This is a genomic window from Providencia sp. PROV261, assembly GCF_028477945.1.
GTDB lineage: Bacteria > Pseudomonadota > Gammaproteobacteria > Enterobacterales > Enterobacteriaceae > Providencia > Providencia stuartii.
The window spans coordinates 15,902-39,960 of the sequence record NZ_JAMPMC010000006.1 but is presented as its reverse complement, the minus strand read 5'-3'; the positions used below and the strand labels follow the sequence as shown (position 1 = coordinate 39,960).

Below are 24,059 nucleotides of genomic sequence, written 5' to 3'. Positions count from 1 at the left end.
CAGGATGTTAACAATTCTGTAAACTGCTCGCGGTGTGTATTTTCCGGTGGAATAATGCGTTTTTCGGCTGCCCCGCTGGACAAAACAAAAAGAGGTCATGATGAGTACTGAAATTAAAGCCCAAGTAGTGGTACTTGGTGCAGGCCCTGCAGGGTATTCTGCGGCTTTCCGTTGCGCTGACTTAGGTTTAGATACCGTTTTAGTAGAACGTTATTCAACTCTGGGTGGAGTTTGTTTGAACGTTGGTTGTATTCCTTCTAAAGCACTATTGCACGTTGCTAAAGTGATTGAAGAAGCTAAAGCGTTGGCTGAACATGGTATTGTTTTTGGTGAGCCAAAAACCGATATTTCTAAAGTTCGCCTGTGGAAAGAGAAAGTGATTAACCAGCTGACTGGTGGTCTAGCTGGTATGGCAAAAGGCCGTAAAGTAAACGTTGTGAACGGTCTTGGTAAATTTACTGGTGCTAACACACTGGTTGTTGAAGGCGAAAACGGTAGCACAACTATCAACTTTGATAATGCGATTATTGCTGCGGGTTCACGTCCTATTCAGTTACCATTCATTCCTCATGAAGATCCACGTATTTGGGATTCGACAGATGCGTTAGAGCTAAAAGAAGTTCCAGAGCGTCTGCTTGTTATGGGTGGTGGTATCATCGGTCTGGAAATGGGTACTGTGTATCATGCTCTGGGTTCTCAGATTGATGTTGTTGAGATGTTTGACCAAGTCATCCCTGCGGCTGACAAAGATGTGGTTAAAGTCTTCACTAAACAAATCAGCAAGAAATTTAACTTACTGTTAGAAACCAAAGTGACTGCCGTTGAAGCAAAAGAAGATGGTATTTATGTCACAATGGAAGGTAAAAAAGCACCTGCTGAACCACAACGTTATGACGCAGTTCTGGTCGCGATTGGCCGTGTTCCAAATGGTAAAAACCTTGATGCTGGTAAAGCGGGTGTTGAGGTTGATGACCGTGGCTTTATCCATGTTGATAAGCAAATGCGTACTAATGTACCTCACATTTTTGCAATTGGTGACATCGTTGGTCAGCCAATGTTGGCGCACAAAGGTGTTCACGAAGGTCACGTAGCGGCTGAAGTTATCTCTGGCCTGAAACACTACTTTGATCCAAAAGTTATTCCATCAATCGCTTACACTGAGCCAGAAGTGGCTTGGGTTGGTTTAACTGAGAAAGAAGCGAAAGAGAAAAATATCAGCTATGAAGTTGCAACATTCCCATGGGCAGCATCAGGCCGTGCGATTGCATCTGACTGCGCAGAAGGTATGACTAAGCTGATTTTCGACAAGCAATCTAACCGTATTATCGGTGGTGCTGTTGTCGGTGTTAATGGTGGTGAACTTCTGGGTGAAATTGGCCTTGCAATTGAAATGGGCTGTGACGCAGAAGATATCGCATTGACTATCCACGCTCACCCAACGCTGTATGAATCAATTGGTATGGCAGCGGAAGTCTTTGAAGGTAGCATCACTGACTTACCAAACGCAAAAGCGAAAAAGAAAAAATAATTTCTTAAGTCGCCTTAATAAACGGCCTCTGTAGTTGGCTGTTTATGACCAAAGCGCATAAAGCCAATGTGGAAACACATTGGCTTTTTACTTTTTCAAATATAAGCAGAGAGTCATATATATTTATCCTCTTATTTAAGTTGGGTTTATATTCTTAAGGAAAAAAATTATCAACAATAATGTTTAGATGACTAATGGAATATTAAATTCTCATTTTTATTCTGTTTTTATTTATATCTAATAAAGGGATGTGCATTTGATAACACGTAAATACGTAAGTCATGGCAAATTGGATTATTGTTTATATGTTCCGTAACTTACCTTCAATTGTGAACGAACCTGACATATCATTATCGATTATGGGTACTCACATAAATAAGCTAATTCAATGAAACTAATACCGACTGCTATTTTAATCCATGTTCCTGACGTTGCTGTCGGCTTAGCTTGGTATCAACAAGCCTTTCCACAAGCGGTTGCCGAATATCTACCAGAGTTTGATTTTACCGTATTACACGTAGGGAATTTCACTATCGAGGTTGTCCAAGCTGACGCAAAGGTCTGTGAAGGCAAACGAGGCACAGTATTATATTGGCAGGTGGAATCTTTCGATTTAGCGGTTGAGCATTTATCTAAATTAGGTGCAAAACGGTATCGAGGACCGATGTTAATAGAAGGTAACAAACGAATGTGTCAGCTTGAAGATCCGTTTGGTAATTTAATTGGATTAAAAGGGCAATAAAATCAATTAAAACCTTTAAAAAAATTAAAGCCAATCGTAATGATTTACCTTATCAATTAGTAACGTAAATAAAATTACGATAAAAATATAATTTGTGATATGAGAGGTAAAAACACATCAAAAAGGGTGCGTTAAATGCGTAAATGCATTATAAAAAGTGAGGTTTTATCTGCTTTTTATAACTCTTTATAGTATCTTAAGCTAAAAAATAACCCGAAATTAATGGTTAAGGCTTAAAGTAAGCAGAGGGATGTTGCTTTCTTGTGAATGAATTAACATTTCGTTTAAACTCTGCTATGCTGAACGCCCGAAGCTGGGCATAATTTTACTGCCATTGAGATTATGCGAGCAAGTTCCTCTGACCTGGCACCGGATGATGATTTTTTCAAGATGGTGCAGACAGCCGGGTATATAAATTACAATGAAGCGAGGAGAACGTCGTGCTAGAAGATTACCGTAAGCACGTAGCCGAGCGTGCCGCTCAAGGGATTGTCCCTAAGCCATTAGATGCTGCGCAAGTTGCTGCATTAGTAGAATTACTGAAAAATCCACCTAAAGGTGAAGAAGATTTCCTATTAGACCTGCTGACCAACCGTGTGCCCCCCGGTGTTGATGAAGCAGCGTATGTCAAAGCGGGCTTTTTAGCCGCTATCGCGAAAGGTGAAACTACCTCTCCTCTTATCAGCCCAGAAAAAGCCATTGAACTGCTCGGTACAATGCAGGGCGGGTACAATATTCATGCGCTAATTGAAGCTTTGGATGATGCTAAGCTAGCACCAATCGCGGCTAAAGCACTTTCCCATACTTTGCTCATGTTTGATAACTTCTATGATGTAGAAGAAAAAGCAAAAGCAGGGAATGAGTACGCGAAACAAGTTATTGAATCATGGGCAAATGCTGAATGGTTCATCGAACGTCCTGAGCTGGCTGAAAAACTGACTGTGACTGTATTTAAAGTTACAGGTGAAACTAACACAGATGACCTGTCTCCAGCTCCGGATGCATGGTCTCGCCCTGATATTCCGCTTCATGCCCTAGCTATGCTGAAGAATGCTCGCGATGGTATTGAGCCGGATGAACCAGGTAATGTCGGGCCAATTAAACAGATTGAAGCCTTGAATAAGAAAGGTTTCCCGTTGGCCTATGTTGGCGACGTTGTGGGCACAGGCTCTTCTCGTAAATCAGCAACTAACTCTGTGTTATGGTTTATGGGGGATGATATTCCGTTTGTCCCTAACAAACGTGGTGGTGGTGTTGTACTTGGTGGTAAAATCGCCCCTATTTTCTTCAATACCATGGAAGATGCCGGCGCGTTACCTATTGAAGTGGACGTATCTAAGCTGAATATGGGCGATGTTATTGATATCTACCCATATAAAGGTGAAGTGCGTAACCATGAAACGGGTGAGTTACTGGCAACATTTGAACTGAAAACGGATGTATTGATTGATGAAGTCCGTGCTGGCGGTCGTATTCCATTGATTATTGGCCGTGGTTTAACGGCTAAAGCGCGCGAATCACTTGGCTTAGAGCCAACTAACGTATTCCGTCATGCGAAATCTGTTGCACAAAGCAATCGTGGTTTCTCTTTGGCTCAAAAAATGGTTGGTCGTGCTTGTGGCCGCCCAGGTATTCGCCCAGGTGAATACTGTGAGCCTAAGATGACTTCTGTTGGCTCGCAAGATACCACAGGCCCAATGACACGCGATGAGCTAAAAGACTTAGCTTGCCTAGGGTTCTCCGCAGATTTAGTTATGCAATCATTCTGTCATACTGCGGCATATCCAAAACCCGTTGATGTGACTACGCACCATACATTACCTGATTTTATTATGAATCGTGGTGGTGTTTCCTTGCGCCCAGGCGATGGCATCATTCACTCATGGTTGAACCGTATGTTATTGCCAGATACTGTCGGTACGGGGGGTGACTCGCATACCCGTTTCCCAATCGGTATCTCTTTCCCAGCAGGTTCTGGTTTGGTGGCATTTGCAGCAGCAACAGGTGTAATGCCGCTTGATATGCCTGAATCTGTTTTAGTGCGCTTTAAAGGAGAAATGCAACCGGGCATCACGCTTCGTGATCTTGTTCATGCTATCCCTTTATATGCAATCAAAGAAGGCTTACTGACTGTTGAGAAAAAAGGTAAGAAGAATATTTTCTCTGGTCGTATCCTTGAAATTGAAGGGTTGCCTGAGCTAAAAGTTGAGCAAGCATTTGAATTAGCAGATGCTTCCGCAGAGCGCTCAGCAGCAGGCTGTACGATTAAACTGGATAAAGCACCAATTATTGAATATCTCCAGTCAAACATTGTTCTGCTGAAATGGATGATCTCAGAAGGGTATGGTGATCGCCGTACCATTGAGCGTCGTATCAAAGGAATGGAAAACTGGTTAGCTGACCCGCAGCTTCTTGAAGCAGACGCTGATGCAGAATATGCCGCAGTGATCGAAATCGACCTAAATGAGATCAAAGAGCCTATCTTATGTGCTCCTAACGACCCTGATGATGCACGTTTGCTGTCTGATGTTCAAAATGAAAAAATCGATGAAGTCTTTATCGGTTCTTGTATGACAAACATTGGTCACTTCCGTGCGGCAGGTAAGCTGTTAGATCAGCATAAAGGGCAGCTACCAACACGCCTATGGGTTGCTCCACCAACTAAGATGGATGCAACACAATTGACTGAAGAAGGTTATTACAGTGTGTTTGGTAAGAGCGGAGCACGTATTGAAGTGCCGGGATGCTCTTTGTGTATGGGTAACCAAGCACGTGTTGCAGATGGGGCAACCGTTGTTTCAACCTCAACACGTAATTTCCCGAACCGTCTTGGTACAGGGGCAAATGTATACTTGGCTTCGGCTGAACTTGCTGCTGTCGCATCTTTGCTCGGTCGTCTCCCTACGCCTGCTGAGTATTTGCAGTTTATGGATAAGGTCGATGAAACTGCTGAGGATACTTACCGTTATCTGAACTTTGATCAGTTAGAGCAATATACTGAAAAAGCAGATAGTGTTATCTTCCAAACAACAGTTTAATTTAGCGATTTAGCAACAAATCAAAAGCCCTGAATTTAATCAGGGCTTTTTTTATGGTCGCTAATTAGGGTGTTAGTAACTTGATTAGCCGATTTGATAGGCGATAGTAACAGTGAGGAAAAATGTCGCTAATCGCTCGATAGGAAGCGCAATAGATCCTTTATCGTTTGGTGGATGATGAAGGGGAATCTATATAGTTAATGCATAAAAAGTGGTTTTAAGTGATACAGAGGAGTAATTCGGTTAGATCGTAAGCGTCGAATACGCAATATTGTGACAGAGTATGCGGATATTTTGTTGTAGATCTATATCGATATCACTCTAAACTGTTATCTTTTTGGCTAATTAATATTCATTAATTTCAATCTTGGTATGATTACTTTTTAAAACGACTAGCTAAAAAAGACTATTTTATCATTATTTGAAATTCTTAATTTGAATATTAAAAAAAGAAAAAAGATTATCTTTTTATTGATTATATTAATTTGATGATGCTTATTTGATATTGAAACAATATTACTCGTTGCATTGAAGGCTATATTTATCATGTTTTTATTTTAAAAAGTCATAATAATCAAAGAGGTGTGGTATTTTTTTAACTTGGTTGTTTTATTTATGCAAATAATTACTCGCGTTGCGAGTTAAAATTGAAAGATTATATTATAAAGTATTAAACTACATTAAATTAGATATTTTGTTCTTTTCTTTGGTTCTTATTGTGATTTGTTTGGAGTTATTTTCTTATCAATCTTGATTGGTATGAGTGACTATTACTATATTCTATTGTTTTTAATGGTGAAATAAATTGTTACATCTATGACTCCTTTGGTGAGTGTGCAATTTACTCGAGTTAAGTGTAATGTTAATTATAAAAAAGTTATCTATAATACTTACATCTGAAAAACAGTATTTCGTTGAGATGTTTTAAAGATGCATAAAAATAGAATGTGTTATCATAATTAGAGGTAATTAATATCGGCAGTAAAAATATTTTTATAACTCTTATTAAGATAAGTAATAATAATAATTAAAATATTTTTTTATATATTTACTAATATAAGTATTGGTAATGGATTCTATTTTTCTTTATTTTGTTTTTTATTATAGAAGGTTAATCATGTTTAAGAAAACATTATGTGCACTGTCGTTAATTTCTGTTTCATATGCGGCATTCTCTGCACCTGTTGCTAATTTAAAAGTTACGGGCTCGATTACGCCACCAACATGTACTATCGATAACCAAAATGAAGTGGATGTTGAATATAAATTTGATACAGCGCCAAGTATGTTCCCTTTATCAGGTAACTTAACGTTAACGCCAGTATCGAAAAAAATTGAGATAGTGTGTGATGCAACAACGTATTTAAGCTTTGAAGCTAAAGATAACCGCAGTGATAGCCCTATGACGGCTGCTGATACCAACTTTGGATTAGGTAAATTTGGTACAGACGGCAGTAAAAATATTGGTTTTTATACCATCAATATGAAAAACGCGACGGTGAAAGCAAACAGTGAAGATGCAGGAAAGCAGACAGGGATCCGATCAGGCACGCTTTTCTCTGCCGCACAGGCCTTGGTTAAAAAGACAGGCAAAACAGCGTGGGCAATATCATCAACACAATTAGCCTCAGGACAAATCTTTGCGGCTGATTTTGAAGTTACCCCAACATTGAGCGAAGACTTAAAGAATAGCTCGGGTGATGTGTCTTTAGATGGCCACGCGGTACTATCATTTGGTTTTGGTATCTAACGTGATTCTAAGATAGGTCATCTATTTGGCCTATCTTAATTATCGAGGTTGTTAACTGAGTATGAAAAACACAATTAAGTATTTAGGTTTACTACCATTACTAGCGGTTAGCTTTAGTTATGCAGATACAAATGCCAATTTGAAAGTATCTGGTGATATTAAGCCACCAACCTGTATGGTTAATGGAGAAGAGCAAACCAATATCATATATGACATGGGAAAACTCTCTGTTGATGTTATACCTATGTCGAGCATGTATATTTTTCCCGAAAATTCGAAAGTAAAAAATACCGTTACGGTGACATGTGATGCTCAAACATATTTAATATTTATGGCGACAGATACCTACCAAGGTTTGAGTTTACCTTCAACACCGGTATCAAGCTCGTATTCACATAAATATTTTCATATTAATGGGGGTAAACCGGCCGCACTTGGTGGTGTCTCATTTTTAGTAAAAGATGCTAAGGTCGATAATAATTCTGGATATGTTCGCCGTTTATATAACTCAATACATTCAACAGCGGGTCTTGGGCAATATGTGTTAACTAAGGGGGAATATTATGGATGGTCTAAGGCAAATGGTGAATCAATAAGTAAGAATGAATTTATGAGGTCATTAATACCAGGGAAAGTATTTTCAGCAAATTTTGAACAAGAGAGTATGTTTATTAACTCACGAAATGATTTGGCTAAAGCAAATATTGAGCTTAATGATGAAGTTAATTATAATGCAGAAGCTATAATTACTTTTAATTTTAGTATTTAATAATAAAAAATGGGATTTGTATTTTATGCGGGGAATCTAATGTTAACTTATGCCTGTATAAATTTTTGATTATCTAAATGATTTTGTACAGATAAAATATAATCAAAATATTGTGAAATCATTTTTCCAAGCAGTATAATTTATCAAAATTCACAGTTACATATCCATTGTTATTAAGTAATATAAATAAAAATCAGGCACTCGATATCTCATGGCATAGTGTATTGGGGACAGCTTAATTTTTGATTAGGTAGCCAGTCTGTACGACTCGTGCTACCTTTGTACGAATTTAGCAGTAGTATATGGCTATATATAATTTGCTATCTCAATAAGATTTAAATCAGGATCTCGAATATAAATAGATAATATCTCTCCCATTGCGCCTGTACGTTTGACAGGGCCTTCTATAATCTCGACACCTTGCTGTTGAATAAACGTCATAATTTGGTTTATTGGTGTATTACTGATAAAACATAAATCGAGTGAGCCAGGTACGGGTAAATGAGCTTTTGGCTCAAATTCTTTACCATATTGGTGGATATTTATTTTTTGCTCCCCAAATTGCAACGCATAGCGCTGCTCACCGAAGGTTATCAACTTCATTTTGAGTACATGGGTGTAGAAATCAATGCACGCGTTTTGATCGGTTGTGGTTAACACCAGATGGTCTAAATGGTTAATCATCAGACACTCCTATCCTTCTTCTTTATGTCGTGTTATGCGATGACGCTTACTTTGTTCTGCTATTAGCCGTTTGTCGTTTTTTGCAGAACAAAAGTTCATCAATGCTCCCCATATCATAGTGAGCTTTCTTTTTATCTCATGTTTTAGCGAACAATAATACTGAACTAGAGGTATAATTATAACGAATGACGTCTGGTGTGAGGTGGATTATGGAATACCAATTTTTTCAGGATATAACTGGAGAGATATCGGCAAAATTTTCGATGGATCATGAAGCGGTTGGTTATTGGCTTAATGAGGAAATTAAAGGCGATTTTAGTCTGTTAGATGAAATAGAAGCCGGATACGAATCGATTAAAGGTAGCGAGAAGCAATGGGAATTAATCGGTCATGAATACACATTGGTATTAGACGATGAAGAAGTGATGATCCGAGCGAATCAACTTGCTTTCGAGACGGAGGGTTTAGAAGAGGGAATGAGTTACTATGATAATGAAAGTGTCGCATTTTGCGGCATTGATGATTTTATGAGTATGCTTAACGATTACAGACAATTCGTTTTAGAAAATAAAGTAAAATAAATTTTTGTTTTAAAATGTTGTCAGATTTTAGATATTGTAGTTATTATTTAATTGCAATATCACATGGTTAGTTTGAATAAGAACTAAATTGTTGGGAGCATGTGATAATTTCATTTACCGAGTAATTCCATTTAAAAATTAGAGGACTGTATGAATACTGATGATGTTACCGGAGCGTTGAATGACGCAACGAATTGGTTTGCGGCAAATCAGGATCTGTTAGTTCAGTATGCGGTGAATATCGTTTCTGCTATCGTCATTCTTATTGTCGGTATGATGATTGCTAAGTGGGTTGGACGTGGCTTACATCGTGTGATGACAGCACGCGGCATCGACCCTACCGTGAGTGAATTTTTATCCGCGATTGTCCGTTATACTGTTGTTGCGTTTACGTTTATTGCTGTACTTGGCAAAATTGGTGTTCAAACAGCATCTGTGATTGCTGTATTGGGTGCTGCGGGCTTAGCTGTTGGTTTAGCATTACAAAACTCATTAGGCAACTTTGCCGCTGGTGTATTATTAGTCGTGTTTAGACCTCTGCGAGCTGGTGAGTATGTCCAAATTGGGGCTGTAGAAGGAACGGTTCAAAACGTTCAAATTTTCTCTACCACACTTAGAACAGCAGATGATCGCATTATCGTCATTCCGAATGGTAAAATTATTGCAGATAACATTATCAATATCACTCGTGAACCTGATCGCCGAACTGATATTATTGTTGGAGTGGCGTATGATTCAGATATTGATTTAGTCAAAAAAGTATTAGGTGACATTGTTGCTGCTGATGAGCGTATTTTACACGATAAAGGTGTGACTATCCGTTTACACGAAATGGCGCCATCTTCATTAAATTATTTAGTCCGTTTTTGGGCTAAAAATGGTGACACATGGCCTGTATATTGGGATTTAATGGAAAATTTCAAACGTGCACTCGATAAGCACGATATTGGTATACCATTCCCTCAAATGGATGTCCATTTACATCAACAGGCTGCTGTTGCAGTGAAAAAAGATATGACAGAATAAGCGTATTTATTGAATGATAAAACTGGGTCAGTTTATTGTACTGTACCCAGTTTTTTTATTTGCTGATTTTCCTTTCCTATCGTTTAGATAGCGAACGTCACAATAAGTTATTCTAATCTTCTATAAGAAATAATAATTTTCCCTAATAATTTTTTCTAATTAGAATCTCATTGAATAAAATGAATAATTATTAGGAATTTATGCATGTTTACGATTTATATTCAGGGTGCTTTACTTGGTGCTGCAATGATACTTCCATTAGGCCCGCAAAATGCATTTATTTTGCAGCAGGGAAGTCGAAAGCAATATCATGTGATGAGTGCATTTTTATGCTCCTTAAGTGATACCGTATTAATTATTGCTGGCGTTTTTGGAGGAAGTGCATTACTAAGCCAGTCTGAAATTCTGTTGCAATTGATTACATGGGCTGGGGTAGCGTTTCTAGCTTGGTATGGTTACGGCGCATGTCGTAGCGCTTTTCGTCGCGATGAAGTTAGGGTGCAAGCAGAGAATAAGGTTGCCAATCGTTGGCGAGTGATCGTGACTCTATTTGCGGTAACGTGGCTAAACCCTCATGTGTATTTAGATACTTTTGTGGTATTAGGCAGTGTGGGAGGGCAGTTAGAAAGCTCATTACGGCCGTGGTTTACGGCAGGGGCACTGACCGCATCTTTTGCTTGGTTTTTTGCTTTAGCGATATTAGCGGCTTGGTTTTCCCCCATACTAAATAAGCCACATTCACAACGCGTAATTAATCTCTTTGTTGGAATGGTGATGTGGTTTATTGCCTTTCAATTAGCGAAGCAAGGGTTAGGGTATTGATAATTTCTTATTAATCCGAAACGAATTTCACATAGGATGTGTTAATGTTTAAGTAAGGTTGTGGGATAAATAAGTTATGTCACCACAACTTTCTTATTATTGATTATTAGGAGGTCCTGTGAAGTTAAAGTCTCTTGTTCTTGCTGCCATGATGGCTGGTGTTGCGGTTCCTGCTATTGCACAAGCTAATCCGCTTCCTGAAGGGCCACATATTACAACGTCAGGTAATGCAATAATTAAAGCATCACCGGATATGGCGACATTAAATATCAATGTTGAAGTGACTGAAAAAGATGCAGCAGCGGCTAAAACAGGCGTTGATAAACGTGTTGCTGAATATTTTGAGTTCTTGAAACAAAATGGTATCGAAAAGAAAGATATCAATGCTGCTAATGTGCGTACTCAACCAAAATATGAGTATGATAAAGAATCTCAGAAATCATCCATTGTAGGTTATACAGCAATTCGTTCTGTTGAAGTTAAAGTCACTAAATTAGATCAACTCAATACCTTGCTTGATGGTGCATTAAAAGCAGGGCTTAATGAAATTAATTCAGTTCAGTTCGGTGTGAATAACCCTCAACAATATCGCGATGAGGCTCGAGAAAAAGCGATTAAAAATGCGATTGAACAAGCGAATGCCTTGGCAAAAGGGTTTAATGTTCAGTTAGGGCCTGTGTACAGTGTAAATTATCGTGCACCAGATGCGACCCCATACCCTGCGCCAGTCATGAATTACAGAGCGAAAATGGCACTCTCTGCTGCCCCTGAGCGCGATGTCAACGAAACTTATGAGCAGCAGAGTATTGATTTTAACGACCAAGTTGATGTGGTTTTTGAATTAAAACGTTAAGTTTCATCTTCTTGTTTTAACATCTGACGCCCTGTTTTGAGTAGGGCGTCAGTGACTTTCTTCATCGTACGGCTTTCCGGGGCAAAACGGTGCCAATATAGCATCCGACGTTGGCATAGCCCTGGCGTCAAATCAATTAATTCACCTGTACTAAGCTCATTAGCGATTTGTAAATGTGGGATCATACAGCAAGTTGACCCCTGTTTTGCCAATTGTACAAATGCCTCTGATGAATTAACGATGTGACATGGCACACTACCGGGCGATAGACCAAAATTCTGTTGTACAAAAGCTTGGTGCATATCATCAAGGTGGTCAAATGCTACTGCTGGCGCTTTAAGAAGCGATGAACGTGTGACGCCCTCAGGGAAATATTTTGCTGCAAAATCGGGTGATGCAACAAAAATATAATCCAATGCTCCGAGTTTATCGACTAAACACCCCGGCAATGCTTGAGGTTGAATACTGATTGCGCCAACCACTTCGCCACGTCTTAACCGTTCTTGCGTTCGTGTTTCATCTTCCACTTGGATATTCAAACGAATTGGGCTATTGCCTAAAACAGGATTAAGTGCAGGTAATAACCAAGTTGCTAGACTGTCGGCGTTGACTGCAAGTGAAAGTAGTAATGGCGTTGACCCCCCGTTTTCATCACCGAGCCATTGTTCTTCGAGTAATTCTACTTGATGAAGAAGTGCTAATAGCTTCTGCCCTTGCTCTGTGGGGTGTGGCGGTACTGTCCGAACGAGTAGCGGCTGACCAAATAGGTTCTCTAATTGTTTGATCCGCTGTGAGACGGCAGATTGTGTAATACATAATTTTTGAGCTGCCCGCTCAAATCCTCTTTCACGAATGACAGCATCCAGTGCTTGCAACGCGCGGTAATCAGGGCGCTTCATTGGGGGTATTCTCCTTGTTGTTATTCTACGACTCACTATGCCATATTTTGCCTCAGAACACCTGCAATATTGATGACAATGTGTGAATCACAGAATATTACGAACAAAGCTGAACTTGTTAGGTGTCCGTTATATAATATTATTAGCAGATAAAAACCTCATTCACTCTTAAAAATAGTAGAAGGCATCGCATGACTCAGGATGAATTAAAAAAAGCAGTAGGTTGGGCAGCATTAGATTACGTGAAACCGGGCACGATTGTTGGTGTCGGCACTGGCTCTACCGCCTCTCATTTTATTGATGCTTTGGCAACAATGAAGGGGCAGATAGAGGGGGCAGTTTCAAGTTCAGAAGCATCGACAGCGAAACTTAAATCACTGGGCATTCCTGTGTTAGATTGTAATGATGTTGATTCGCTGGATGTTTATGTTGATGGTGCAGATGAAATTGATCACCATAAAAACATGATCAAAGGTGGCGGGGCAGCCTTAACACGTGAAAAAATTGTGGCAGCGATTGCCAAAACATTTGTTTGCATCGTAGATGAGTCTAAACAAGTGGATGTATTGGGTAAATTCCCTCTCCCTGTTGAAGTGATCCCAATGGCACGCAGCTATGTCGCGCGTGAACTTGTTAAATTAGGTGGTGTACCAGAGTACCGCCAAAATGTCGTTACTGATAACGGTAATGTGATTCTTGATGTGCATAATTTAAGCATTGTGGATCCTGTTGCTCTCGAAAACAAAATTAACGCCATTGCAGGCGTTGTTACGGTTGGTTTGTTTGCAAATCGTGGCGCTGACATTGTTTTAATGGGGACTTCTGAAGGCGTAAAAACGATTAAATAGTTTGTTCTGAATATCGATTTAATACTGCTGTTTGTTAGAAATCGGTTATTATTTGAATATCCCCCTTAGCCAGTTAGATTGACTTAGCTATGCTGATAACAGCATAGCTAGGAACGACTGACTTTAGCCTTTCTCAAATGATCATTTCATGATACTAGGGATGTATTGACATGGTAGATCACATCAAAGTCAAACTCGAACGCAACGAATATGTCCGTTTCAATAATTACTGTTATAAAAATGACTATTTTTCCGAGAATAGTGCATGGGATAAATCGTTGATTGTGATGGCGGTTGTTTTTTTCATCGCATTTATTGTGGCTTTTCAGCTTTTAAATATCACCCTTTTTCAGTTAACCATTGCGTTTATTATCGCCTCATTTTTATTTTTGTTTATTGCCGTTCGATTATTGAAAACGTTTAATCGAGCAATTCCTGATGAAGGCGGCTACCTGTTTTGTGAAAAGGAATATCGTTTTGATGAGATTGGGCTTCATGAGGTAAGTAAATATGGCAACGCATTGATTAAATGGGAGTCATTTAAATTTGTACGGACGGATGGTGATTTATTGTATCTTTTTATAGACCGTGTTTTCGCCATTATCATTCCAGCGCGCTGTTTTGCGTCGACAGAAGAGAGCCAACAATTTGTGCGAATGGTAAAAGAAAAAGCGATTAATTTAGTTAAGTAAATTTTTGCTGTAAAAACAATTGGTCTATTGGTTTGGAAGATAGATGCCTGTCTAAGTCATCTATTTTACTAATATCATCTAGCAATAAAAAAAATAGCAATTTTTATTTCCCCCTTATTTTGGTGATATATCTCACACTAATGCTTATTGCACAGGCAAAATCCTTATTTTGTGTTACCGCCCCTGATTTTCTGCCACATAACTTCTTTTTCTTCGCACTTAACCAGATAAATGAGGCAAACGATTGTATTGATACTGCGCCGTTTTTTGCTATGTTGGTACACGGAAAGTTCATCTGTTATGAATCTTAAGCTGATAGGGTAGGGTAAATGGTTAAGGTATCTTTGGAAAAAGACAAAATTAAATTTTTACTATTGGAAGGAGTTCACCAAAGCGCGGTTGATAATTTAAAAGCAGCAGGCTATACCAACATTGAATATCACAAAAGTGCGTTGTCGGACGAAGAGTTAAAAGAAGCAATTAAAGATGCGCGTTTTGTCGGTATTCGCTCCCGTACTCATCTGACTGAAGAGATCTTTGCGGCAGCAGAAAAATTAGTGGCTGTCGGCTGTTTCTGTATTGGTACAAACCAAGTGGATTTAGATGCTGCGGCGAAACGCGGTATCCCTGTTTTTAATGCGCCTTTCTCAAATACCCGTTCCGTTGCTGAGATGGTTTTAGGTCAATTGTTACTGCTGTTACGTCGTATTCCGGAAGCGAATATGAAAGCGCATCGCGGCATCTGGGAAAAACAGGCGAAAGGTTGCTTTGAAGCTCGCGGTAAACGCTTAGGGATTGTTGGTTACGGTCATATCGGTACTCAGCTAGGTATTTTGGCTGAAGGGATTGGTATGGATGTTTATTTTTATGATATTGAAAATAAATTACCGCTGGGTAATGCGACACAAGTTCGCTCAATGGCTGAACTATTAAACATGAGCGACGTTGTGAGCTTGCATGTGCCAGAAACAGCAAGCACCAAAAATATGTTTGCAAAAGAGCAGTTTGAACTGATGAAACCGGGGGCCATTTTCATCAATGCGTCACGCGGTACAGTTGTTGATATCCCTGCTTTGGCTGATGCACTGGAAAGCAAACATCTGTCAGGTGCGGCAGTTGACGTATTCCCGACAGAGCCTGCGGCGAACAATGACCCTAATGACCCATTCATTAGTGAGCTAATCAAGTTCGACAACGTGATTTTGACGCCTCATATTGGTGGCTCAACAGAAGAAGCACAAGAAAATATCGGGTTAGAGGTTGCAAGTAAATTAGCGAAATATTCAGATAATGGTTCGACGCTTTCCGCGGTTAATTTCCCTGAAGTTTCTCTGCCAGTACATACTGAAGATACTAACCGTCTATTACATATTCATGAAAACCGCCCTGGAATGATGAATAGCATTAACCAAGTGTTTACTGAAAACAATATCAACGTTGTTGGCCAGTATTTACGTACTGCTGGAAATGTTGGTTACGTTGTAATTGATATTATCACGCAACAGCCCGATCACGCTGATGATATTCTGGTTAAATTGAAACAATTGCCGGGCACTATCCGCGCTCGACTACTGTATTAATCATTTAACCAAGCGTATCGAATGGATATTATGGCACTGGGTTACCAGTGCCATATTTTTTGTGGGGTAATAATTTCAGGAAGAGGAATATCCCAATGTGCCACGGGGAGAGCGGTGACCCGTTGGCAATCATGGGCAAGCCCTATTGGGTAAAATCCTTTCTGCTGCCAATTAGCTAAAGTCCTATCATAAAAACCGCCTCCCATACCCAAACGTTGACCCTGTTCATCAAAGGCAACCAGTGGGATCATCATGACATCTAACTGATTTATGGGTCGCACTTGGGTTACGTCTAATGGGGGTTCATCGATGTTAAATCGATTTTTAACTAACTGAGTTGTCGGCGCATAGTTTAAAAACAGCAGATGATGAGGGCTAAAGGGATGTAATACGGGCAGGTAAACTTTTTTCCCTTGCTGCCATAGTGCATCAATTAATGGTTGAGTGTGGATCTCGCCATCAAAAGAAAGAAACAACGCGATGTGTTGTGCTTGAGCAATCTTAGGGTGAGATAAGGTATGTTGTACGATTTTTTTTGCAGCCAGTTGTTGTTGCTCTGGACTCAGCTGCTGGCGTAACTGACGAACCGATTGGCGAATTTGCTGACGCATGACTGATAAGTTATCTTCCATAAGATCCGCAACCTTAGAGGCTATTATTAACTCTATTATTATTAGTGGTTTGATAAATATGTAAGTAATGGTTGGAAGTATAGCCTAATGAGCGTGAGATAATAGTATTAGAAGCAAGCTTATGGGAAAAATTGAGGGTCTCCAAGATGCCGTTGTAGGCTGTAACCCTTGAACCCTTGGTTCAAGGTGAACGTAGTTTAGCAACCTTTAGGCTTCCTGAGCGAATCAGGCGTGCTCACCAGCGCAATAACCACATTCTGTTTTTTTGAAATATCGGCTCAGGGGACTGACCCACTCACGAGCATCTCAGAGAAATTTGGTTTGAGTGCGTAACGTCACTCTATGTACTTCATTGTATGAAATTGGATTTAAAAAGCAACCCTATTTTCGTTTATTTTTTTATACTAGTGTATGATTATTAAGCAAATTTAGCCGATAGGCATAACCTGCCTCTCAGTGATTTTTACCTGATCGTGTAATGCTTGCTCGATTGTTTGTTGCAGCATTTTTATCTTCTCTTCCATATTATATGCATAATCGCGTGTTTTTGTCTTTTCTTGTGTTAATTCGTGACACACGTTCAATGCAACGATAAAAATAAGCTGTTCTGTATTAGTAACACCACTTCTATCTTTGAGATCTTGAAGGCGTTGCTCAAGTTCTTGGGCGGATGCCAGTAGGGCTTCTTTTTGTTCGACAGGGCAGTTGACTCTCATTGAGCGCCCGAATATTTGAATGTCAACAGGTTGTGCGGACATGATACCTCCATACGAATAGGACTCGCCGCAAATACAATGTTCGGCGTAAAATAATAGATGGTTTATTCACTAATTTTAGCTGCTTTATTAAAAATACAGATCAAAAGCTTACTGGTATAGCGACCATCCTTGATGGTAGCATATCATGAATCATTAGCTAACATGACGAATTCAGATGTCTATACAAAAATCTTTACCAAATTATGAAACGTTGGACAACCTTCTCCAACAGCATTCTATCGCACTGACTGCCGCAGAAATTCACGGTTTAATTACAGGACTGATTTGTGGAGGAAGCCGCGATAGTGGCTGGCAGACATTAGTCCACGATCTGGCTAATGATGGTTTAGCGTTCCCTCAAGCTATTGCTCAACCACTACGTGAATTATATGACACGACTTTCCAAGTGTTGGACGACAGTGAATTTGCGTTCTCAATGCTATTTCCCGATGAAAATGCGTCCGTCTTTGATCACGCAGATGCACTGGCAGGATGGGTAAACCACTTCTTATTAGGTATTGGCGTGGCTCAACCTAAACTTGCAGATAAAAAAGAAGTCAGTGAAGTGATTAACGACTTACGTAATATTGGCATGCTTGGTTATGATGAAGATGAAGACCAAGAGGAGCTTGAGCAGGCGTTAGAAGAAGTCGTCGAATATGTCAGAGTCGCTGTTCAGCTTTGTTATATTACTTTCACCGAAGGGAAAAAAGAGCAGTCGACAACTGGCAATAATAAACCCATTCTTCATTAAAACAGTTTGTGCCTGTGCACCATCTTTGCTTATTTGAGCTAAATAGCCATTTGTAAAGTGAAACAGGTACAGATTAACTGCTTGCCGTTGTACTCTACCTAATTCGAGTTGCATCTAGGCGGCAAGCAAAGATATCCCCTCGAAAGAGTAAAGAATTGATGTTACTTGGGTGATTGAGCCTGTGCAAATAACAAGGTAATTTGAAGTGTGGTAAGTATATTCGCTTAATAAATAAGCGTAACCCTCTACTCAACAATCTAGATAATAAGGCAGAAACGGTATGAATAAACAGGAATTTATTTCTCGTCGTAACGCATTATTGGCTCAGATGAAGCCAGCAAGCGCCGCTATTATTTTTTCAGCGCCTGTGGCTCAACGCAATGCAGATTGCGAATACCCGTATCGTCAGCACAGCGACTTTCTTTACCTGACAGGGTTTAGTGAGCCTGAAGCCGTTTTACTGCTAATCAAAAGTGATGAAAAACATAGCCATACGGTGCTTTTTAACCGTGTTCGTGATTTAACGGCTGAAATCTGGTTTGGTCGTCGATTAGGGCAAGAAGCAGCGCCTGAAAAACTGGGCGTTAGTAAAGCATTACCATTTGATGAAATTGAAGAACAACTCTATCAACTCCTTAATGGACTTGATGTGATTTATCACGCGCAAGGCGAATTCGAATATGCAGACAAACTAGTTTTCGGTGCGCTAGATATACTTCGTAAAGGTAGTCGCCGCAATTTGCGCGCACCAAATACTATGATTGATTGGCGTCCTTTAGTGCATGAGATGCGTTTATTTAAATCGGAAGCTGAAATTGCGGTGATGCGCAAAGCAGGTGAGATCTCTGCATTAGCGCATATCAGAGCAATGAAAACCTGTAAACCAGGCATGTATGAATATCAGCTTTGTGGGGAGTTGGAGCACGAATTCACTCGCCATGGGGCACGCTACCCCTCGTATAACTCGATCGTTGGCAGCGGCGAAAATGCCTGCATTCTGCATTACACTGAAAATGAAAGTGAAATGAAAGATGGTGAGTTGGTGTTAATTGATGCGGGGGCTGAATTTGATGGCTACGCTGGTGATATCACACGTACTTTCCCCGTCAATGGTAAGTTTACGCAGCCGCAACGCGCTATTTACGATATCGTACTGAAAGCATTGAATACGGCTTTAGAATTATATCGTCCGGGCACCAGCATTCATGAAGTGACGCAAAAAATCATTCGAATCAAAGTTGAAGGACTTGTGGAACTGGGTATTTTGCATGGCGATGTCGATCAATTGATCGAAAACAAAGCACATTTCCCATTCTTTATGCATGGTTTAAGCCATTGGCTGGGGTTAGATGTTCATGATGTCGGATGCTATGGGGTGGAGCGTGATAGGATCTTAGAGCCGGGCATGGTTCTGACCGTAGAGCCGGGGCTGTATATTGCGCCTGATGCAGATGTGCCACCAGAGTATCGCGGGATCGGTATCCGCATAGAAGATGACATTGTGATTACCGAAAATGGTAATGAAAACTTGACCGATTTAGTGGTGAAGGACCCTGATGAAATCGAGGCATTAATGGCTGAAGCTAAAAATGCTTAAAATAAGTAGTAAAAGGTAATTAATACAACATGAACGTGATTATTGTTGGTGGTGGAATGGCAGGGGCAACATTGGCTCTGGCTATTTCATCATTAAGCCAAGGAAAATTGTCAGTATCACTGATAGAAGCTTCCTTACCGGAAGGCACACATCCAGGGTTTGATGCTCGAGCGATAGCGCTTGCCCATGGAACATGTCAGCGATTGTCTAAAATTGGTATTTGGGAAGCACTGGCGGATTGTGTCACACCAATAACTCATGTTCATGTTTCCGATAGAGGGCATGCCGGGTTTGTCAATATCAACGCGCAGGATTATCACATCCCTGAGCTTGGTAATGTGATTGAACTCCATGATGCAGGGGAGCGCTTATTTGCCTTATTGCGTAAAGCTCCCGGCGTTACTCTGTATTGCCCTGCGAAAGTTGAAAATATCCAGCGGCACAGTGAATGTGTGTCAGTCACGTTAGATAACGGCGAAACTCTTTCAGGCTCCTTATTGGTGGCCGCAGATGGTAGCCATTCTGCCGTGGGCCATGCCTGTCATATGCAGTGGCAGCAGGACGATTATGGGCAAGTTGCAATAATTGCCAATGTAAAAACGGCGATAAACCCACACGGGCAAGCATTCGAGCGTTTTACTGAGTTTGGCCCTTTAGCCTTGTTGCCGATGTCGCAAGGGCGCAGCTCACTAGTTTGGTGCCATCATCAAGAGCAAGCCGAAACGATTAAAATGTGGGATGATGAAACATTCACTCAGCAACTTCAGCAAGCTTTTGGCTGGCGGCTTGGTAAAATCACTCAAGTGGGAACACGGTTTTGTTATCCGTTATCCCTTCGAAAAGCGTTAAATCCAATTAGCCATCGAACTGTGTTAGTGGGAAATGCAGCGCAGACGCTACACCCTATTGCAGGGCAAGGTTTTAATCTTGGGATCCGTGATGTCATGCAGTTAGCGGAATTGGTGGTTGCCGCACATCAACAAGGTCAGGATATTGGCGCTTATGCACTGTTAAATACGTATCAGCAAGCGCGTGCTATTGATAGAGAACGAACGGTCACCATGACAGATGGTTTGGTTCGTATTTTTGCAAATCGCTGTTTGCCGTTAGTGGTTGGACGTAATTTAGGTTTAATGGCAATGGAAATGTTACCGTCAGTACGTGATGTATTAGCTCGTCAAACACTTGGCTGGGTGGCGGAACAATAACCACAGAACTAAGAGGAATAAAAATATGCAATCGTTTGATGTGGTTATCGCCGGTGGTGGTATGGTTGGCCTAGCACTTGCCTGTGGTTTAGAAGGCACAGGGCTACGTGTTGCCGTAATTGAAAGTCATCCAGCGAAAAAGCCTTTTTCGGACAGTGACCCTTATGCACTGCGAGTGTCTGCGATTAATGCAGCGAGCGAAAAATTACTAAGCTATTTAGATGTTTGGTCAACAATAAAATCAATGAGGGCTTCAGCCTACAACGGCATGGAAGTTTGGGATAATGACAGCTTTGGTCGTATCCAGTTTTCTGCAAAAGAGCAGAACCTCTCCCATTTAGGGCATATTGTTGAAAATAACGTGATTCGTGATGCGTTATGGCAAAAAGCATCCACCTTGCGAGAGGTGACTATACTGGCACCGGCGACTATTCAAAAAGTCGTTTGGGGGGAAAATGATGTTTTTATTACCCTCACTGATGATTCGATGTTAACCGCAAGGCTTATTGTCGGGGCGGATGGTGCCAATTCTTGGTTACGTGGTCATGCCGATATCCCCCTGACATTTTGGGATTATGAGCACACGGCCTTAGTTGCGACGATCCGCACAGAGCAGCCCCATGAGGCGGTAGCACGCCAATCCTTTGATGGTAAAGGGATATTGGCATTTCTGCCGTTGAGTGACCCTCATCTATGTTCAATTGTTTGGTCTCAACCTGCCACAGAAGCAGCAAGACGTCAGCAAATGGATAAAGCAGATTTTGAAAAAGAGTTAGCGGTCGCATTTGATACGCGTTTAGGGCTATGTCAACTGGAGAGTGAACGACTGACTATCCCTTTAACGGGGCGTTACGCACGACAGTTTGCGGCGCAACGTTTAGCACTTCTTGGCGATGCCGCTCACACTATTCACCCATTGGCAGGGCAGGGAGTTAACTTAGGCTTTATGGATGTTGCCATGCTGTTAGGGGAAATTAAACGTCTACATCGTGAAGGTAAAGATTTCGGGCAATATTTCTACTTGCGTACTTTCGAGCGCCATCGTAAACACAGTGCGGCTTTGATGCTTGCTGGTATGCAAGGGTTCCGTGAATTATTTGATGGCAACAATCCGGCTAAGAAATTATTCCGTGATATAGGATTGGTGCTGGCAGATAGCTTACCCGGCGTGAAACCTCAACTACTTAATCATGCTATGGGCCTGTTTGATATGCCTGAATGGCTAGAAAAAGTTCAGTTAGCCCCCTCTAAATAATATTACCTATCAATTGGCAGTGGTAAACGCTGCCAATCCCTCTCTTTTTGTGTTCGTGGAACACTCATTTTTTTCAATGATGGCAAGGCGATTATTGACGTAATTGCCATCGTTATTTTTTGTATTCATGATTGAGAAATTCTAATTATAGCCAAATTTCGCATTAGTTTTACTAATTTTGCTGTGGGGTGCTAACATTGGTTTTTCACTAACATCTCTAGAGATACGATGATTAACTCTACGCTTTTAGGTTAAATATAGTGGGATTGAGTGATCATTCTCAATTTTTTAACAAAATTAGCTGGATTATGTCGCTTGTAATCAGTAATACAGAGTGTTGGTAGCCCTATTTTTTTTAATGGTTTCTTACTAAAAACAGTGGTAGTTTTTAATAAGATGTTATCGTTTGCGTAGCGTTATTGGCTGTGGCGTGATAAATCATTTTCCTGCACAGCAACAGTGGCGCTCACCCTATCATATTCAAATGTAAAGAGGGTATTCATGGCAAAGCAAACCCCGCTATATGATGAACATATAGCCTGCGGTGCGAAAATGGTGGATTTTCATGGTTGGATGATGCCATTGCACTACGGGTCACAAATCAATGAACATAATTTAGTGAGAACCGATGCTGGGATGTTTGATGTCTCCCACATGACTATTGTTGATCTACATGGTGAAGGTTGCCGCGATTTCCTTCGCTATCTTCTCGCAAATGATATTGCCAAGCTGACCGACAAAGGGAAGGCACTTTATACGGGGATGTTAAATGCTTCAGGCGGAGTCATTGACGATTTAATTGTTTATTACCTTAATGATGATTTCTACCGCTTGGTTGTCAACTCCGCGACCCGTGATAAGGATATCGCATGGATTGAACAGCATATGAAATCGTATCCTGTCTCTATTGAAGTGCGTGATGATCTTGCCCTATTAGCGGTTCAAGGCCCTACAGCGCAACAAAAAGTCCATTCGCTATTGACGCCATCACAATGTGCCCTGTTGGCAGATATGAAGCCATTCTATGGGGTGCAAGCCGATGAACTCTTTATTGCAACTACGGGCTATACTGGCGAAAAAGGCTATGAAATAGCATTGCCGAAAGCGCAAGTGGTCGAGTTTTGGCATCAATTGCTGAAAGCCGGTGTTCATCCCGCAGGGTTAGGTGCGCGTGATACTTTGCGCCTTGAGGCTGGCATGAATTTATATGGGCAAGACATGGATGAGACTATCTCACCACTGGCTGCCAATATGGGATGGACGATCGCTTGGAAGCCTGAAGACCGCCAATTCATCGGTCGTGAAGCATTAGAGAAATTAAAAGAGCAAGGCACCGAAAAATTAGTCGGTATTGTTATGCGTGAAAAAGGCATATTACGAGCAGGCCAAACGGTACGTTTCACCGACGATTTAGGTAAATTACAAGAAGGGGTTATTACCAGCGGCTCTTTCTCGCCAACACTCGGTTTCAGTATTGCCTTGGCACGTGTGCCAAAAGAAATACAAGATAAAGCCATTGTTGAAATACGTAACCGAGAAATGCCTGTTGAGGTGGTAAAACCTGGGTTTGTGCGGGAAGGAAAAGCCCTCGTTTAAGAGTGGCTAATCCCCCCATAATGAAAAAATTCGTAAATAAGAGTGAGGTTGATGATGAGTAATGTTCCTGCAGAGCTGAAATATACCCGTGAGCATGAGTGGGTCCGTCATGAAGGTGATGGCGTTTACACCGTAGGTATTACCGAGCATGCCCAAGAGTTATTAGGTGATATGGTGTTTGTCGATCTCCCCGAAGTGGGCAGCTCTGTTGATATTGGAAGTGAATGTGCGGTTGTCGAATCTGTTAAAGCTGCATCCGATATTTATGTTCCACTAAGTGGTGAAATCATTGAAGTTAACGAAGCGCTAGTTGATGCGCCTGAACTGGTCAATGAGCAACCTTATCAAGAAGGTTGGATTTTCCGTATTAAAATTACCGACGAATCAGAACTGGCTGATTTGTTAGATGCTGACGCTTACTCAGCATTGCTCGAAGAAGACGAATAA

At 40.8% G+C, this 24,059-nt stretch carries 22 protein-coding genes and 1 other RNA gene; 18 read left to right on the top strand and 5 right to left on the bottom strand.

The window, feature by feature from the left end; all coding sequences use genetic code 11:
• The first annotated feature begins 100 nt into the window (after positions 1-100).
• From lpdA to PR675_RS04405, 5 genes are all read left to right on the top strand, one after another.
• On the top strand, positions 101-1,528 hold the full coding sequence (gene lpdA / locus PR675_RS04425; protein WP_014656403.1) for a dihydrolipoyl dehydrogenase: 1,428 nt from the start codon (positions 101-103) through the stop codon (positions 1,526-1,528).
• A 388-nt stretch (positions 1,529-1,916) separates the two neighbouring features.
• Positions 1,917-2,270: a VOC family protein gene (locus tag PR675_RS04420; RefSeq protein ID WP_014656402.1), complete on the top strand. Its 354-nt coding sequence runs from the start codon at positions 1,917-1,919 to the stop codon at positions 2,268-2,270.
• 440 nt (positions 2,271-2,710) lie between these two features.
• Positions 2,711-5,308 (top strand): bifunctional aconitate hydratase 2/2-methylisocitrate dehydratase, encoded by a 2,598-nt coding sequence (acnB, locus tag PR675_RS04415; RefSeq protein ID WP_060560875.1) that lies wholly within the window; start codon positions 2,711-2,713, stop codon positions 5,306-5,308.
• 1,117 nt (positions 5,309-6,425) lie between these two features.
• Positions 6,426-7,058 carry a fimbrial protein gene (locus PR675_RS04410; RefSeq protein ID WP_014656401.1) on the top strand — a complete coding sequence of 211 codons (633 nt, stop codon included), beginning with the start codon at positions 6,426-6,428 and terminating at the stop codon, positions 7,056-7,058.
• Between the two features lie 61 nt (positions 7,059-7,119).
• Positions 7,120-7,827, top strand: coding sequence for a type 1 fimbrial protein (locus tag PR675_RS04405; protein ID WP_151207790.1), 708 nt, complete (start codon positions 7,120-7,122; stop codon positions 7,825-7,827).
• Positions 7,828-8,133: 306 nt separating this feature from the next.
• Here the strand turns inward: PR675_RS04405 and PR675_RS04400 are convergent, their stop codons facing one another.
• The gene (locus tag PR675_RS04400) at positions 8,134-8,511 is read right to left on the bottom strand and encodes a VOC family protein (RefSeq protein WP_004921781.1); all 378 of its coding nucleotides are present in this window, start codon (positions 8,509-8,511) and stop codon (positions 8,134-8,136) included.
• Between the two features lie 209 nt (positions 8,512-8,720).
• Between PR675_RS04400 and PR675_RS04395 the strand changes: the two genes are divergently transcribed.
• The 4 genes from PR675_RS04395 to PR675_RS04380 all read left to right on the top strand — a co-directional run bounded on the left by PR675_RS04395 (position 8,721) and on the right by PR675_RS04380 (position 11,793).
• A complete protein-coding gene (locus PR675_RS04395) occupies positions 8,721-9,092 on the top strand; it encodes a YacL family protein (RefSeq protein ID WP_014656392.1) in 372 nt (123 codons plus the stop codon).
• A gap of 150 nt (positions 9,093-9,242) precedes the next feature.
• Entirely contained in the window at positions 9,243-10,118 is an 876-nt protein-coding gene (gene mscS, locus PR675_RS04390) for a small-conductance mechanosensitive channel MscS (protein ID WP_004921773.1), read from the top strand.
• Positions 10,119-10,322: 204 nt separating this feature from the next.
• The gene (gene argO / locus PR675_RS04385; RefSeq protein ID WP_040133341.1) at positions 10,323-10,940 is read left to right on the top strand and encodes an arginine exporter ArgO; all 618 of its coding nucleotides are present in this window, start codon (positions 10,323-10,325) and stop codon (positions 10,938-10,940) included.
• Between the two features lie 118 nt (positions 10,941-11,058).
• A complete protein-coding gene (locus PR675_RS04380; protein WP_004921765.1) occupies positions 11,059-11,793 on the top strand; it encodes an oxidative stress defense protein in 735 nt (244 codons plus the stop codon).
• Here the strand turns inward: PR675_RS04380 and PR675_RS04375 are convergent.
• Positions 11,790-12,692: a LysR family transcriptional regulator ArgP gene (locus tag PR675_RS04375; RefSeq protein ID WP_004921761.1), complete on the bottom strand. Its 903-nt coding sequence runs from the start codon at positions 12,690-12,692 to the stop codon at positions 11,790-11,792. The two genes, PR675_RS04380 and PR675_RS04375, sit on opposite strands and share 4 nt — an antisense overlap.
• Positions 12,693-12,883: 191 nt before the next feature.
• Here PR675_RS04375 and rpiA point away from each other — a divergent pair, with 191 nt between their 5' ends.
• From rpiA to serA, 3 genes are all read left to right on the top strand, one after another.
• Entirely contained in the window at positions 12,884-13,540 is a 657-nt protein-coding gene (gene rpiA, locus PR675_RS04370) for a ribose-5-phosphate isomerase RpiA (RefSeq protein WP_004921758.1), read from the top strand.
• Between the two features lie 170 nt (positions 13,541-13,710).
• Complete coding sequence (locus tag PR675_RS04365; protein WP_004921753.1) at positions 13,711-14,232, top strand: YcxB family protein; 522 nt, start codon at positions 13,711-13,713, stop codon at positions 14,230-14,232.
• 329 nt (positions 14,233-14,561) lie between these two features.
• Positions 14,562-15,812, top strand: coding sequence for a phosphoglycerate dehydrogenase (gene serA / locus PR675_RS04360; RefSeq protein ID WP_004921747.1), 1,251 nt, complete (start codon positions 14,562-14,564; stop codon positions 15,810-15,812).
• Positions 15,813-15,853: 41 nt separating this feature from the next.
• Here the strand turns inward: serA and PR675_RS04355 are convergent, their stop codons facing one another.
• The 3 genes from PR675_RS04355 to zapA all read right to left on the bottom strand — a co-directional run bounded on the left by PR675_RS04355 (position 15,854) and on the right by zapA (position 17,202).
• Positions 15,854-16,444, bottom strand: coding sequence for a 5-formyltetrahydrofolate cyclo-ligase (locus tag PR675_RS04355; RefSeq protein WP_036941161.1), 591 nt, complete (start codon positions 16,442-16,444; stop codon positions 15,854-15,856).
• A gap of 134 nt (positions 16,445-16,578) precedes the next feature.
• Positions 16,579-16,760, bottom strand: a non-coding RNA gene (gene ssrS / locus PR675_RS04350) — 6S RNA.
• A 112-nt stretch (positions 16,761-16,872) separates the two neighbouring features.
• Positions 16,873-17,202 carry a cell division protein ZapA gene (zapA, locus tag PR675_RS04345; RefSeq protein ID WP_004921740.1) on the bottom strand — a complete coding sequence of 110 codons (330 nt, stop codon included), beginning with the start codon at positions 17,200-17,202 and terminating at the stop codon, positions 16,873-16,875.
• Between the two features lie 175 nt (positions 17,203-17,377).
• Here zapA and PR675_RS04340 point away from each other — a divergent pair, with 175 nt between their 5' ends.
• The 6 genes from PR675_RS04340 (at position 17,378) to gcvH (ending at position 24,059) form a co-directional block, all read left to right on the top strand.
• A complete protein-coding gene (locus PR675_RS04340) occupies positions 17,378-17,956 on the top strand; it encodes a YecA/YgfB family protein (protein ID WP_004921737.1) in 579 nt (192 codons plus the stop codon).
• Between the two features lie 280 nt (positions 17,957-18,236).
• Entirely contained in the window at positions 18,237-19,553 is a 1,317-nt protein-coding gene (gene pepP, locus PR675_RS04335; protein WP_004921736.1) for a Xaa-Pro aminopeptidase, read from the top strand.
• A gap of 29 nt (positions 19,554-19,582) precedes the next feature.
• Complete coding sequence (gene ubiH / locus PR675_RS04330; RefSeq protein WP_053110427.1) at positions 19,583-20,761, top strand: 2-octaprenyl-6-methoxyphenyl hydroxylase; 1,179 nt, start codon at positions 19,583-19,585, stop codon at positions 20,759-20,761.
• Positions 20,762-20,786: 25 nt separating this feature from the next.
• Positions 20,787-22,016 (top strand): FAD-dependent 2-octaprenylphenol hydroxylase, encoded by a 1,230-nt coding sequence (ubiI, locus tag PR675_RS04325; protein WP_036941151.1) that lies wholly within the window; start codon positions 20,787-20,789, stop codon positions 22,014-22,016.
• A 501-nt stretch (positions 22,017-22,517) separates the two neighbouring features.
• Positions 22,518-23,612, top strand: coding sequence for a glycine cleavage system aminomethyltransferase GcvT (gene gcvT, locus PR675_RS04320; RefSeq protein WP_004921724.1), 1,095 nt, complete (start codon positions 22,518-22,520; stop codon positions 23,610-23,612).
• A 54-nt stretch (positions 23,613-23,666) separates the two neighbouring features.
• A complete protein-coding gene (gene gcvH / locus PR675_RS04315) occupies positions 23,667-24,059 on the top strand; it encodes a glycine cleavage system protein GcvH (RefSeq protein ID WP_014656389.1) in 393 nt (130 codons plus the stop codon).

Excerpts from the sequence above, each read along its gene's own strand:
- PR675_RS04375 (WP_004921761.1), bottom strand. The coding sequence starts at position 12,692 with ATGAAGCGCCCTGATTACCGCGCGTTGCAAGCACTGGATGCTGTCATT.
- rpiA (WP_004921758.1), top strand. The coding sequence starts at position 12,884 with ATGACTCAGGATGAATTAAAAAAAGCAGTAGGTTGGGCAGCATTAGAT.
- mscS (WP_004921773.1), top strand. The coding sequence starts at position 9,243 with ATGAATACTGATGATGTTACCGGAGCGTTGAATGACGCAACGAATTGG.
- PR675_RS04355 (WP_036941161.1), bottom strand. The coding sequence starts at position 16,444 with ATGGAAGATAACTTATCAGTCATGCGTCAGCAAATTCGCCAATCGGTT.
- PR675_RS04410 (WP_014656401.1), top strand. The coding sequence starts at position 6,426 with ATGTTTAAGAAAACATTATGTGCACTGTCGTTAATTTCTGTTTCATAT.
- lpdA (WP_014656403.1), top strand. The coding sequence starts at position 101 with ATGAGTACTGAAATTAAAGCCCAAGTAGTGGTACTTGGTGCAGGCCCT.
- PR675_RS04395 (WP_014656392.1), top strand. The coding sequence starts at position 8,721 with ATGGAATACCAATTTTTTCAGGATATAACTGGAGAGATATCGGCAAAA.
- PR675_RS04365 (WP_004921753.1), top strand. The coding sequence starts at position 13,711 with ATGGTAGATCACATCAAAGTCAAACTCGAACGCAACGAATATGTCCGT.
- ubiI (WP_036941151.1), top strand. The coding sequence starts at position 20,787 with ATGCAATCGTTTGATGTGGTTATCGCCGGTGGTGGTATGGTTGGCCTA.
- ubiH (WP_053110427.1), top strand. The coding sequence starts at position 19,583 with ATGAACGTGATTATTGTTGGTGGTGGAATGGCAGGGGCAACATTGGCT.
- gcvT (WP_004921724.1), top strand. The coding sequence starts at position 22,518 with ATGGCAAAGCAAACCCCGCTATATGATGAACATATAGCCTGCGGTGCG.
- PR675_RS04405 (WP_151207790.1), top strand. The coding sequence starts at position 7,120 with ATGAAAAACACAATTAAGTATTTAGGTTTACTACCATTACTAGCGGTT.
- PR675_RS04340 (WP_004921737.1), top strand. The coding sequence starts at position 17,378 with ATGTCTATACAAAAATCTTTACCAAATTATGAAACGTTGGACAACCTT.
- PR675_RS04400 (WP_004921781.1), bottom strand. The coding sequence starts at position 8,511 with ATGATTAACCATTTAGACCATCTGGTGTTAACCACAACCGATCAAAAC.
- serA (WP_004921747.1), top strand. The coding sequence starts at position 14,562 with ATGGTTAAGGTATCTTTGGAAAAAGACAAAATTAAATTTTTACTATTG.
- pepP (WP_004921736.1), top strand. The coding sequence starts at position 18,237 with ATGAATAAACAGGAATTTATTTCTCGTCGTAACGCATTATTGGCTCAG.
- argO (WP_040133341.1), top strand. The coding sequence starts at position 10,323 with ATGTTTACGATTTATATTCAGGGTGCTTTACTTGGTGCTGCAATGATA.
- PR675_RS04420 (WP_014656402.1), top strand. The coding sequence starts at position 1,917 with ATGAAACTAATACCGACTGCTATTTTAATCCATGTTCCTGACGTTGCT.
- zapA (WP_004921740.1), bottom strand. The coding sequence starts at position 17,202 with ATGTCCGCACAACCTGTTGACATTCAAATATTCGGGCGCTCAATGAGA.
- gcvH (WP_014656389.1), top strand. The coding sequence starts at position 23,667 with ATGAGTAATGTTCCTGCAGAGCTGAAATATACCCGTGAGCATGAGTGG.